This window comes from Nocardia sp. NPDC005825, from assembly GCF_040630175.1.
Classification (GTDB): domain Bacteria; phylum Actinomycetota; class Actinomycetes; order Mycobacteriales; family Mycobacteriaceae; genus Nocardia.
Window position 1 is genome coordinate 217156 of the sequence record NZ_JBEXXC010000007.1, and the last position, 12763, is coordinate 229918.

Consider the following 12763-nt stretch of genomic DNA (forward strand, 5'->3'; position numbering starts at 1 on the left):
GCAACGACCGCGGCCCCACCCGGAAAGGGTGGGGCCGCAGTCGTTTTCGTGCCGATGGCTATTTGCCGAGGTTGATGAACAGGCCGTCCTTGGAGCACATGGAGCCGACCGTGGGGTTCGAGGGGACGGCGTGGCAGGACCAGCCGTCGATGGTGGCCTGGTCGCTGGTGCTGACCTGCTGGGCGTACTTGGTGGCGACGGTGATGGCCTCGGTGCAGCCGACCCGGCCCGCGGCGCCGGCCACCGCGGTGACCGAGCGGCTGCCGCCGCCCGCGTCGGTGACGGTGCCGCAATCGACATCGGGGAGCGCGGCTTCGCTGGTGGTGGGCGGGGGAGTCGTGGTCGGCGGGGCGGGCGGGTTGGGGGCCGCGCCGCCGCGCAGGCCGATCAGGAAGCCCTCCTTGAAGCAGATGTGCGGGACCGCGGCGTCGGGCTGGGGCTGGCAGGTCCAGCCGTCCACCTGGGCGGCGTCGCCGGTGCGGGTGGCCTGCACGTAACGGGTGGTGACGGTGATGGCCTCGGTGCAGCCGACAATGCCGCCGGAGCTGGCGTAGGCGATCACGTTGGCGCCCTGGCCGTTTGCTCCGGTAATCGGTCCGCAATCGACGTCGGCGGCGGTCTGGGTGGTGGGCACCGGCGGGTGGGTCGGGCCGGGATGCTCGGTGGTGCTGCTCACCGCGACAGTGGTCGACGTGGTGTTCTTCGACGAATCCTGGGAGCTGCTACAGGCCGTCATCCCGACGACCAGTGCGGGCGCCGCCGCGAGCAGCGCGATGTGAGCGAATCGCATGGCGAACGATCTCCTGTCCCCGATCGCCACCCCTGGGCGATCGACCTGCCGCTCAGTGTCGCAGGCAAACGTTCAGCGAACGCGTTGTGACGCGGGGAATGTCGCCGGAGGCCAATCGATTTCGCAGTTGCGACACCGCGGCGCAGGTGCGCAACACACCCGCCTCCAGGGTCGGCTCAGGCGCCGGGCAGCGGTCCGATCCGCACCGCGGTGGTCGTCACCCCGCCCACCACGAACCACAGCCGCAGCGAGGCGGGATGCCCGGCCCGGTCGCCCGGCTCGTACCGGCTGCGCACGCTCACGTGCTGGCGGGCCAGCACCGGCGCCACGTACTCGATGACCGCGCGATGCGGCCCGGCCAGCAGCTTCGGATAATCCACCAGATACTGCTCCACCGCCTGCCAGTAGGCCGCGTTGTTCACGTGGTTGTACTGGTCGATATCGGTGGCGCGGACCGGGAACGGCAGGTCCACATCCGATTCCGGCGGGGTGGGGTCGGTGAGCCAGGGCCGCCAGCGCAGCCGGTGCTCATCGGTGGTGCGGGCGAGTTCGGCCAGGCCCTCGTCGCTGATCCGGGTCGGCATATTGGTGAACTCGTTGATATTGATCCAGAAGCCCTCGGTCTCGATCAGGCCCCCGTTGTCGCTGGTGATGCGCACCCGCATATTGGTCCAGCGGGTCGACATGGCCGAGCACCAGCGGCGCAGCTCCACCCGGTCCGGCCAGTGCACGGGCCGGACCACGTCCACCACCGTGCGCCGCACGATCCAGGCCGGATCGGTGCGATGGAAGAAGCCGGATTGCATTTCCTCCCAGGCGATGTCCTGGAGGTAGCGGGCCGTGGCGTCGAATCGCAGCCGCTGATACGGGTCCACATCGCCGGCCCGCACCGGCCACGCGGAAGCGAAGCCCATGCCCTCCTGGGGAAGCGGGGCGAGTGGCTCATCGAGTGACACTGGTGCTCCTCGCGCTGCACGGTGTGCCGCATGTCTATCCAGCGGCGCCGGGGGTGCGGCGCCTGCTGACCGAAGTCGGTGACATGACTCTACGGGGCTCGCGGTACCCGTTCGCGCCGAGTCGAAGGAATGCCGGTGCGCTGTTCGAAGGAATGACACCGGGCCGTGCGCCCCGTAGCCTTTCCAGGTGTATCTCCGGTGGGTTCCCGGAGTGCATCCGGCGGTAGGGAGGACGACGCGGGTGGCCGCAGGGGAGAGGGCTGGTTCGCGGTTCGGGCAGTACGAACTGCGGCGGCTGCTCGGGGTCGGCGGCATGGGCGAGGTCTACGAGGCCTACGACACCGTGCGCGACCGGGTGGTCGCCGTGAAACTGCTCGATGTGGACCTGGCCCGGCAGCCCACCTACGTCGAACGCTTCCGCCGCGAATCCCGCACCGCCGCCAAACTCCAGGAACCCCACGTCATTCCGGTGCACGACTGGGGTGAGGTGGACGGGGTCCTGTTCATCGACATGCGGCTGGTCCGCGGCCGCGACCTCAAGGCCTACCTGTTCGAGGAGGGCCCGCTGCCGCCCGCGCGCGCGGTCGCCGTGGTGGAGCAGATCGCCGCCGCCCTCGACTCCGCGCACGAGAACGGCCTGGTGCACCGCGACGTCAAGCCCGCCAATATCCTGCTCACCGGCGACCTGTTCGCCTACCTGGTGGATTTCGGCATCGCGCACACCGAATCCGACGTGCAGCTCACCCAGACCGGCAATGCCATCGGCTCCTTCGCCTACATGGCGCCGGAACGCTTCGAGCACAACGCCACCGTCTCGCCGAGCGCCGATATCTACGCCCTGGCCTGCGTCCTCTACGAATGCCTGACCGGCGGCCCGCCCTTCCGGGTGACCGGCAATCTGGCCAATATCCGCGCCCACATGCTGACCCCGCCGCCGCGCCCCAGCGTCCGCACCGGCGTCCCGGTCGGCCTGGACCAGGTAGTCGCCATCGGCATGGCCAAGGAGCCCGGCCGCCGCTACGCCACCGCCGGCCAGCTCGCGCGGGCCGCCCGTGCCGCGCTGCTGCGTGCCGCGCACGGCGAACCGACCCGCACCACGGTGCCGCCCGCCCCGCCGACCATCGGCAATCCGGCCGTCCCGCCCGGTCATTCGGAACCGCACTATCTCGACAACCCTTCGGGCCCGGCCGATCCCGCGCGCCAGATGAATCCGCCGGTCGGCGGCCCGGTCCGAGGCGTCGACCCGTCCGGTCCGATGCGGTATCCGTCCGGACCGCAGACGCACCCGTCCGCGCCCGTGGACAATTCGCGCGCCGCACAGGCGTTCCCGGCGGGGCCTGTGGATCACCCCCTTGGGATGCCTGTGGACAACTCTCGGGTCGGCCCTTCCGCCGGTCCGGCGGATTACTCACGCGGAGAGCAGGTCCCCGGGCAGCCGGCCCCGGTCGCGCCGGGACCTGTCGATCCGACGGTGCGACGGCAGACCGTCGCCGGGCAGTCCGGGTATCTCCCCGGGTTCGTCGATCGGTCCGCGGCGCCGCGCGAACATCCTTCCGCGCCATTGCCGTTGCCACCCAAGGACCGTGGCTCGCTGCCGCTGGTAGTGGGAGCGCTGCTCGGCGTGGTCCTGGTGCTCGGGTCGGTGCTGGCCTGGGTGTTGTTGTCGGGCAACGATTCCGGCGGCGGCAACGAGGGCGCCACCGTCACCACGACTCGCGCGGGGAACAGTGCGGGCACGTACACCACGTCGGTCGCCGTCCCGACCACCTCGCTGCGCCCCTTGAGCGCGAACGTATCCAATGCGGATGCACAAGGTTTCTTCGACAAGCCGCGGTGCGATTCGTCTGAATCGGCCATGGTGATCGGGCGTACCGAGAAGTCGCGGCTGGTCGTGTGCCTCAGTACCATCGGCCGTTACTACTACAAGGGTTTGCGTATCAGCGATGGCGCGACCATCCAGATCATGGATCCACAGCCCGACGCCGACGGCGGCTTCACCGTCACCAACCCCACCGACGGCACCCAGTACCGCATCACCGCGTACGGCCTGGTCATCACCAAGGACGGTCAGGTCGCGGCCAATGAATCCATGGTCGAGTACGCCCACCGCTGAGCCCGGTTCCGCGAGAAACCTCGTGTCCGATGGATGATCGTTGGCAGGGTGTGTCCGTATCGGCTAGTTTCGGCAGGTATCCGCCGGTGGATTGATCGGAGTTGATCGCGAATGCGCGCAGCCGTGGTGAGCAAGCTGGAAGGCCCGGAAGCGATCGAGGTTCTCGATATTCCGGAGCCGGTCGCCTACCCGGGCGGTGTCGTCATCGACGTGCACGCCGCCGGGATCGCCTTCCCCGACGTGCTCATGACCCGGGGGCTCTACCAGATGAAGCCGCCGCTGCCCTATGTCGTGGGCTGCGAGGTGGGCGGCATCGTGCGGGAGGCCCCGGCGGGCGCGCACGTCCAGGCCGGGGACCGGGTGATCGCGCTGACGCTGCTCGGCAATGCCGCCGCGGAGGTCGCGGTCGCGCCCGTCGACATGGTCTTCAAGCTGCCCGACAACGTCTCGCTGGAATCCGGCGCGGGCGTGCTGTTCAACGACCTGACCGTGCACTTCTGCCTGCGCAACCGCGGCCGCCTGGCCCCGGGCGAGACCGTGCTGGTGCACGGCGCGGCCGGCGGCATCGGCACCTCCACGCTGCGCATGGCGCAGGCGCTGGGCGCGGGCCGGGTGATCGCGGTGGTCAGCACCGAGGAGAAGGCCGAGGTGGCGCGTGCCAACGGGGCCACCGACGTGGTGCTCACCGACGGCTGGCTGGCCGCGGTCAAGGAACTGACCGGCGGCCGCGGCGTCGACATCGTGCTGGACCCGGTGGGCGGCGACCGCTTCACCGACAGCATCCGCTCGCTGGCCTCGGGCGGCCGCGTCCTGGTGGTCGGCTTCACCGCGGGCGACATCCCCACCGTGAAGGTGAATCGCCTGCTGCTCAAGAACGTCGAGGTGATCGGCGCGGCCTGGGGCGAATGGGTCATGAGCCACCCCGGCTACCTGCGCGAACAGTGGGCCGAGGTGGAGCCGCTGCTGGCGAACGGCAAGATCACCCCGCCGGAGCCGCTGCTCTACAGCCTCGCGCACACCGCCGAGGCGGTCTCCGCGCTCGACAAGCGCACCGCCACCGGCAAAGTCGTCGTCACGCTCCGCTGAATTCGGACGTCACGCTCGCCGTGACGCGAGCCGCGATCGGGCGCTGACACGGGCGAACCGGTCGCGGCTCACGTAGCGTCGACGAGCGTGAAGCTGTCCACCCGGGTCCTGAACCGGACTCTGTTAGAACGCCAGCACCTGCTGGAACGGTCCACGCTCGGCGCCCACGACCTGTGTGACCATCTCGTCGGCCTGCAGGCGCAGGACATGCTGCCGCCGTTCGTCGCATTGTGGTGCCGCACCGCCGATTTCGACCCGGCCACGGTGTCGGCCGCGCTCGACGACCGCTCACTGGTGCGAATCACCTTGATGCGCGGCACCATTCACCTGGTCACCCCGCCGGACGCGCTGCGCATCGCCCCGCACATCCAGCCGGAACTGGAGAAGATCCCGTTCCGCAAGGGCTTCAACTACGGCGCCCTGGTCGGCCTGGACCCGGAAGAGGTTCGCGCCCAGGGCGAATCGGTGCTCGGCGACGACCCGACCCCGGCCGCCACCCTGCGCGAGCACGCGGCCGCGCGCTACCCCGACCGGGATCCGGGCGCGATCGTCCAGGCCTGGCTCTACCAGCTGCCCGTCCTCCAGACCCCGCCCCGCGGGCGCTGGGGCGACAGCAGCCGCCCGGTCTGGTCCCGCGTCCAGTCGTGGCTCGGCGCACCCCCCGACCCCGGGTATCCCATGGAAGAACTGCTGCTCCGGTACCTGCGCGCCTTCGGCCCGGCCACCACCATGGACATGCAGACCTGGTCCAAGCTGACCGGCATGAAACCCGCCGTCGCGAAACTGGGCGACCGCGTCCGCACCTACACCGACGACCGCGGCCGCACCCTCTACGACGCCGCCGACGCGACCCTGGCCGACCCGGACACCCCCGCCCCCGTGCGCCTGCTCGGCTGGTACGACAACGCCCTGCTGTCCCATCAGGACCGCACCCGCATCGTCCCCGACGGCAATGCCCCGCCCCTGCGCGCCTTCGCCAACCAGGTCTCCCCGATCCTCGTCGACGGCTTCCTGTCCGGCGTCTACAAGGTCTTCACCAAAGGCGACACCGCGGCTCTGCGCATCAGCCCGCACACTGCCTGGTCCACCGCGGATCGTGCCGCGGTAGAGGCGGAAGCCCATGCCCTGCTGGCCTTCTCGGAACCCGATCGCACACCGACCGTCGAGATCCTCGATCCCGGAGCCGACCTGCGCCCGTGATCAGTGCGCGGCGCGATACGCCGGGGCCTTGCTCGATCCCGACGGCGTGAGCGTCCGCAGCAGCGGCAGCGTGCGGTGGGGGACCACCGTGGACAACACCACCACGCTGTGCGACCGCACCACCGAACTGGTCCGGTCGATGCTCAGCAGCACGGCCTGCAACCCGGCGTGCGAGTCCGCGCCGATGCGGCACAGCACGTCCCCGGAACCGGTGGTCGCGTAGGCCTCGAGCACGCCGGGGATGGCCTCGAGGTCGACGGCGACCGCGTCCAGCGCGCCCTGCGCGATCTCCAGGGTGACGAAGGCCTGCACGTCGAAACCGGCCGCGGTGACATCGATCTGCGGGTCGTAGGAGGAGATCACCCCCGCCTCCTCCATCCGCGCGATGCGGGACTGCACGGTGGCGCGGGCGACCCGGGTGCGGCGGGAGAGTTCCAGGATGCCCGCCTTCTGGTACTCGTGCATGGCGGTGAGGATGGCCAGGTCGAGTTCATCCAGCCGGGCGGGCGTGCGGGACATCGCGGAGCCTCCACTCAGGGGGTCGAGCGGAACCTCCGCTCGTGAGTTCGCTGCTATTCAAATTGTCCAGCACCCGGCGGCGGATGGTGGTGCGATTCACCACAGTGTTCAGTGAATTTCGGCGATATTGCCTAGTGGCGACCGCTGGGCTTTTCCTGATCACATGAGCATCGACGCAGGACACCAGCGCCCGCGGTCCGGCGACCTGCCCGGCGACGACGAACTGCGCCGCCTGGTCGGCCTGATCGACCACGACGACGCCACGGACCCCTTCCCCGTGCTGGGCTGGGACGCGCTGGTGTGGGTGGTCGGCAATGCCACCCAGACCGCGCACTACCTGCAATCCGCGTTCGGCATGCGGCTCGAGGCCTACGCCGGGCCCGAGACCGGCAATCGCGACCACAAGGCGTTCGTGCTGCGCAGCGGCGGCGCCCGCTTCGTGGTCAAGGGTGCGGTCGACCCGGCCAGTCCGCTTGTCGCACACCACGATCGGCACGGGGACGGGGTGGTGGACATCGCGCTCGAGGTGCCGGACGTGGACCGCTGCATCCGCCGCGCCCGCGCCCAGGGCGCCACCGTCCTGGTCGAACCGCACGACGAGGGCGACGAATACGGGGTCGTCCGCTCCGCCGCCATCGCCACCTACGGCGACACCCGGCACAGCCTCGTCGACCGCTCCCGCTACTACGGCCCGTATCTGCCGGGCTATCAGCCCCGCCGCTCCGGCTACGCCCCGCGCCCCGGCCAGCCGACGCGCATCTTCCAGGCCATCGACCACGTGGTCGGCAATGTGGAACTCGGGCGCATGGACCAGTGGGTCGAGTTCTACCGGCGCGTCATGGGATTCGAGAACATGGCCGAATTCGTCGGCGACGACATCGCCACCGACTACTCGGCGCTGATGAGCAAGGTCGTGGCGAACGGCAACCACCGGGTCAAGTTCCCGCTCAACGAACCCGCCCCGAGCCGCAAGCGCTCCCAGATCGACGAGTACCTCGAGTTCTACCGCGGCCCCGGCGTCCAGCACATCGCCCTGGCCACCGGCGACATCCTCACCGCGGTCGACGTGCTGCGCCGCGAGGGCATCGAATTCCTCGACACCCCCGACAGCTACTACGAGGATCCGGAACTGCGCGCCCGCATCGGCCACGTCCGCGCCCCGGTCGCCGAACTCCAGCGCCGCGGCATCCTGGTCGACCGCGACGAGGACGGCTACCTGCTCCAGATCTTCTGCAAGCCGATCACCGACCGCCCCACCGTCTTCTTCGAGCTCATCGAACGCCACGGCTCCCTCGGATTCGGCAAGGGAAACTTCAAGGCGCTCTTCCAGGCGATCGAGCGTGAGCAAGAGTTGCGCGGAAACCTCTAGGCGCCAATTCCGGTACCGTCCAGACCATGAACTCAGATGGTTCGCGGCCGTCTCGATTCTGGACTGACGGAGCGGGGGAGCGAAGCGGAGGAGCGGAGGAGGGAAGAATCGAGACCTCGGGGCCGCGAACCCGCCCCGTAGCGAAGCGGAGGGGCAAATGGGGCACCTCGTCAGCGATCGTTGCGGGGTCGGTCCTCGCTCTGGTGCTGTCGGCGTGTGGGGGGACCAAGGATTCAGAGGACGCTCCGGGGTTGCGCACGCCACCCAAGGTGGCGACGCTAGGGCCGTTCGTGGGGGAGTGCGGCCACCTCACCGACGACGAGGTCCGGGACCTGGGCGGGCTCGGGACCCTCACCACCGTCTTCAAGAACTCCACCGGCTGCAATTGGCAGGCGGGCGGAATCAGTTCCTCCAGCGTGACTTTCGCCTCCTACCGTGGCAGCCCCATCGATCGCGAGAAGGCGTGGGTGGCCAGTGTCGGCCGCACCCCCGCCAGTATCGAGGTCGGCGGGCGCAAGGGCTTCCAGGCGCTGGACCCCAGCAACGCGGTCTGTGATCTCGCGGTGCAGCTCGACGACGACTTCTTCGAATGGTCCATCTCCTACGGCGCGTTCAGCAGCGGCAATCTCGGCAATCCCTGCGACCGCACCCGCAAGATGGCCGAACTGACCGTGCAGCGGCTCGGATGAGGAGGACCGCCATGCCGCGTCGCAGCAAGCTGGCCGTCGCCGCGTCTGTGCTCGCCCTCACCGCGGCCCTGGCGGGTTGTGGCAAGACGGTGCCGGGCACCGCGCTGCCCGCGGGCGGCACCACCGGAACCGGCGGCTCGCCCCGCATCAACACCAACTTCGACAAGCTGCTGCGCGAATGCCAGGTGGTCGCGGTCGACGACATCGGCAAGGCGGTCGGCGACAACATGTATGTGGAGCCGTCGTTCAACGGCGCGGTCTGCATGTGGAATCTGACCGGCGGCGCCGCGGGCAGCGGCATGGTCACGCTGAGCTGGTACGAGCTCGGCTCGCTGGCCAACGAGAAGGCCAACAACGACCGCCTGAAGTATGTGACCAACGACATCACCGTGCAGGGCCGGCGCTCGCTGGAGACGCATCGCCCGAACGATCCGGACTCGTGCGGCGTGAGCGCCCCGGCCGCGGATACCGGCATCGTCGGCTGGTGGGTCAACTACCGCAATGGATCTCGGCACGCGGACCCCTGTGAAGCGGCTCGCAAGCTGGTGGAGTTGACGTTGAACCTGGCTCGATAAGGGCTCTACCAGCCCCGGCGGGGGGACCCTCTTTTGCCCCGCATAGAGCCCGCGGGTATCGTGGACCGCTGTGCCCGGAAGCATTCGGGCAAGTTGATGCGCAGTACGTAGGCCAGCGAGAGCGGCTGACCTTTTCAGCGTGCCTTGAAAAGGGCTCCGAGCTGCGTACGACACGCCCGACCCCGTGGCGGCGAAATGCCGCGGGAACTGGGCGGAAAGCTCGAATGACAAAGACATGAAGTTCCAGACACCTGGTTACTAATAAGGAAAGCCGGTCTATGCCAACCATCAACCAGCTGGTCCGCAAGGGTCGCCGCGACAAGGTCGCCAAGACCAAGACTGCGGCCCTCAAGGGGAGCCCGCAGCGTCGTGGCGTGTGCACTCGCGTGTACACCACGACCCCGAAGAAGCCGAACTCCGCGCTCCGTAAGGTCGCGCGTGTTCGCCTGACCAGCGCGGTCGAGGTCACGGCCTACATCCCCGGTGAGGGCCACAACCTCCAGGAGCACTCGATGGTGCTCGTGCGCGGCGGTCGTGTGAAGGACCTCCCGGGTGTGCGCTACAAGATCATCCGCGGCTCGCTCGACACCCAGGGTGTCAAGAACCGCAAGCAGGCCCGCAGCCGCTACGGCGCCAAGAAGGAGAAGAGCTAATGCCGCGTAAGGGTCCCGCTCCCAAGCGTCCCCTGATCAACGACCCGGTCTACGGCTCGCCCCTGGTGACGCAGCTGGTCAACAAGATCCTGCTGGACGGCAAGAAGTCCACCGCCGAGCGCATCGTCTACGGCGCCCTCGAGCAGGCTCGCGAGAAGACCGGCACCGATCCGGTCGTCACGCTGAAGCGCGCGCTGGACAACGTCAAGCCCGCCCTCGAGGTCAAGCCCCGCCGTGTCGGTGGCGCCACCTACCAGGTGCCGGTCGAGGTCCGTCCGGGCCGCGCCAACACCCTGGCGCTGCGCTGGCTGGTCAACTACTCCCGCGCTCGCCGCGAGAAGACCATGGTCGAGCGTCTGGCCAACGAGCTGCTGGACGCCAGCAACGGCCTGGGCGCTTCGGTGAAGCGTCGCGAGGACACCCACAAGATGGCCGAGTCGAACCGGGCCTTCGCGCACTACCGCTGGTGACCTGTGGCCCGGCCCTCCGTTCGGAAGTGCCGGGAGACGAGTCACATGTCGGGCGCGACCGCCGAGCTGCTGCAAGCGAGGCACTTACGCGTCGCGCCCGACGTTGACACCGATGGCCCAGGAACCCCAGGGCCTATCCCGTTGAATCCCAACTAGCTACGAGCGGGGAAGATTTCCGTGGCACAGGAAGTGCTCACCGACCTGAACAAGGTCCGCAACATCGGCATCATGGCCCACATCGATGCGGGCAAGACCACCACCACCGAACGCATCCTGTTCTACACCGGTATCACGTACAAGATCGGTGAAGTTCACGATGGCGCCGCCACCATGGACTGGATGGCGCAGGAGCAGGAACGCGGCATCACCATCACGTCCGCCGCGACGACCTGTTACTGGAACGACAACCAGATCAACATCATCGACACCCCCGGCCACGTCGACTTCACCGTCGAGGTGGAGCGTTCGCTGCGCGTGCTCGATGGCGCCGTCGCGGTGTTCGACGGCAAGGAAGGCGTCGAGCCGCAGTCCGAGCAGGTGTGGCGTCAGGCCGACAAGTACGACGTGCCGCGTATCTGCTTCGTCAACAAGATGGACAAGCTGGGCGCTGACTTCTACTTCACCGTTCAGACCATCAAGGACCGCCTGGGCGCGAAGCCGCTGGTCATCCAGCTGCCGATCGGCGCCGAGGACACCTTCGAGGGCATCGTCGACCTGGTCGAGATGAACGCCAAGGTCTGGAAGGGCGAGACCAAGCTCGGCGAGCAGTACGAGGTCGTCGAGATCCCGGCCGACCTCAAGGAGAAGGCCGAGCAGTACCGCCAGGAGCTGCTCGAGACCGTCGCCGAGTCCGATGAGGCCCTGCTGGAGAAGTTCTTCGGCGGCGAGGAGCTCTCGGTCGAGGAGATCCAGGGCGCGATTCGCAAGATGACCGTCAACTCCGAGCTGTACCCGGTGCTGTGTGGTTCCGCGTTCAAGAACAAGGGCGTCCAGCCCATGCTCGACGCGGTCGTGGCCTACCTGCCGTCGCCGCTGAACGTCGAGTCCGTGCAGGGCCACGTGCCCGGCAAGGAGGACGAGGTGCTGACCCGGAAGCCGTCCTCGGACGAGCCTTTCGCGGCGCTGGCGTTCAAGATCGCCACCCACCCGTTCTTCGGCAAGCTGACCTACGTCCGTGTGTACTCCGGCAAGGTCGACTCCGGCGCTCAGGTCATCAACGCGACCAAGGGCAAGAAGGAGCGTCTGGGCAAGCTGTTCCAGATGCACTCCAACAAGGAGAACCCGGTTCCCGAGGCCGTGGCCGGCCACATCTACGCGGTCATCGGTCTGAAGGACACCACCACGGGTGACACCCTGTGCGATCCGCAGAACCAGATCGTGCTGGAGTCCATGACCTTCCCGGACCCGGTCATCGAGGTGGCCATCGAGCCGAAGACCAAGGCCGACCAGGAGAAGCTGGGCACCGCGATCCAGAAGTTCGCGGAGGAGGACCCCACCTTCAACGTGAAGCTGGACCAGGAGACCGGCCAGACCGTCATCGGCGGTATGGGTGAGCTCCAGCTCGACATCTACGTCGACCGCATGAAGCGCGAGTTCAAGGTCGAGGCCAACATCGGTAAGCCGCAGGTGGCCTACCGTGAGACCCTGACCAAGGCGGTGGACAAGTACGAGTACACCCACAAGAAGCAGACCGGTGGTTCGGGTCAGTTCGCCCGTGTCATCATCGCTCTGGAGCCGCTGGTCGACGCCGAGGACGGCGCCACCTACGAGTTCCAGAACAAGGTCACCGGTGGCCGCGTTCCGCGTGAGTACATCCCTTCGGTCGACGCTGGTATCCAGGACGCCATGCAGTACGGCGTGCTGGCCGGCTTCCCGCTGGTGAACGTGAAGGCTTCGCTGCTCGACGGCGCCTACCACGAGGTCGACTCCTCGGAAATGGCGTTCAAGATCGCCGGCGCGATGGCCCTCAAGGAAGCGGCCCGCAAGGCCGGTCCGGTGATCCTCGAGCCGCTGATGGCGGTCGAGGTCACCACGCCCGAGGACTACATGGGCGAAGTGATCGGCGACCTGAACTCCCGCCGTGGCCAGATCCAGGCCATGGAGGAACGCAGTGGTGCCCGTGTCGTCAAGGCGCTGGTTCCGCTCTCGGAGATGTTCGGCTACATCGGTGACCTGCGGTCGAAGACCCAGGGCCGGGCGAACTTCTCGATGGTGTTCAATTCGTACGCGGAGGTTCCGGCCAACGTGTCGAAGGAGATCATCGCCAAGGCGACCGGCGAGTAATTCGCTGTCGGGGCGGATTCTCGAGAGTCCGCCCCGCGTGGTCGTCGAACGACCCCCTGT

At 68.3% G+C, this 12763-nt stretch carries 12 protein-coding genes; 9 read left to right on the forward strand and 3 right to left on the reverse strand.

All coding sequences use genetic code 11. The features are described 5' to 3' along the window. Window positions 1-58: 58 nt before the first annotated feature. Window positions 59-790 carry a hypothetical protein gene (locus tag ABZ382_RS20955; RefSeq protein WP_357091142.1) on the reverse strand — a complete coding sequence of 244 codons (732 nt, stop codon included), beginning with the start codon at window positions 788-790 and terminating at the stop codon, window positions 59-61. Between the two features lie 176 nt (window positions 791-966). Further along, window positions 967-1746: an acyl-ACP thioesterase domain-containing protein gene (locus ABZ382_RS20960; protein ID WP_357091144.1), complete on the reverse strand. Its 780-nt coding sequence runs from the start codon at window positions 1744-1746 to the stop codon at window positions 967-969. A gap of 241 nt (window positions 1747-1987) precedes the next feature. Here ABZ382_RS20960 and ABZ382_RS20965 point away from each other — a divergent pair, with 241 nt between their 5' ends. The 3 genes from ABZ382_RS20965 to ABZ382_RS20975 all read left to right on the forward strand — a co-directional run bounded on the left by ABZ382_RS20965 (window position 1988) and on the right by ABZ382_RS20975 (window position 6145). After that, on the forward strand, window positions 1988-3859 hold the full coding sequence (locus ABZ382_RS20965; protein ID WP_357091146.1) for a protein kinase: 1872 nt from the start codon (window positions 1988-1990) through the stop codon (window positions 3857-3859). 111 nt (window positions 3860-3970) lie between these two features. Then, window positions 3971-4945 (forward strand): NADPH:quinone oxidoreductase family protein, encoded by a 975-nt coding sequence (locus ABZ382_RS20970; RefSeq protein WP_357091148.1) that lies wholly within the window; start codon window positions 3971-3973, stop codon window positions 4943-4945. A gap of 87 nt (window positions 4946-5032) precedes the next feature. Beyond that, on the forward strand, window positions 5033-6145 hold the full coding sequence (locus ABZ382_RS20975; RefSeq protein ID WP_357091149.1) for a winged helix DNA-binding domain-containing protein: 1113 nt from the start codon (window positions 5033-5035) through the stop codon (window positions 6143-6145). On the opposite strand, the gene ABZ382_RS20980 is transcribed toward ABZ382_RS20975, so the two are convergent. After that, window positions 6146-6664, reverse strand: coding sequence for an Lrp/AsnC ligand binding domain-containing protein (locus ABZ382_RS20980; RefSeq protein WP_357091151.1), 519 nt, complete (start codon window positions 6662-6664; stop codon window positions 6146-6148). It lies immediately after the preceding gene. Window positions 6665-6827: 163 nt separating this feature from the next. Here ABZ382_RS20980 and hppD point away from each other — a divergent pair, with 163 nt between their 5' ends. From hppD to fusA, 6 genes are all read left to right on the forward strand, one after another. Further along, window positions 6828-8033: a 4-hydroxyphenylpyruvate dioxygenase gene (hppD, locus tag ABZ382_RS20985; protein WP_357091153.1), complete on the forward strand. Its 1206-nt coding sequence runs from the start codon at window positions 6828-6830 to the stop codon at window positions 8031-8033. 203 nt (window positions 8034-8236) lie between these two features. After that, a complete protein-coding gene (locus ABZ382_RS20990) occupies window positions 8237-8722 on the forward strand; it encodes a DUF3558 domain-containing protein (protein WP_357091155.1) in 486 nt (161 codons plus the stop codon). 11 nt (window positions 8723-8733) lie between these two features. Continuing rightward, entirely contained in the window at window positions 8734-9297 is a 564-nt protein-coding gene (locus ABZ382_RS20995) for a DUF3558 domain-containing protein (protein ID WP_357091157.1), read from the forward strand. Window positions 9298-9575: 278 nt separating this feature from the next. After that, the gene (rpsL, locus tag ABZ382_RS21000) at window positions 9576-9950 is read left to right on the forward strand and encodes a 30S ribosomal protein S12 (protein WP_014353064.1); all 375 of its coding nucleotides are present in this window, start codon (window positions 9576-9578) and stop codon (window positions 9948-9950) included. Further along, window positions 9950-10420 carry a 30S ribosomal protein S7 gene (rpsG, locus tag ABZ382_RS21005; protein WP_040813378.1) on the forward strand — a complete coding sequence of 157 codons (471 nt, stop codon included), beginning with the start codon at window positions 9950-9952 and terminating at the stop codon, window positions 10418-10420. The genes rpsL and rpsG overlap by 1 nt, the downstream gene beginning before the upstream one ends. 177 nt (window positions 10421-10597) lie before the next feature. Further along, a complete protein-coding gene (gene fusA / locus ABZ382_RS21010; RefSeq protein WP_357091159.1) occupies window positions 10598-12703 on the forward strand; it encodes an elongation factor G in 2106 nt (701 codons plus the stop codon). Window positions 12704-12763 lie beyond the last annotated feature (60 nt).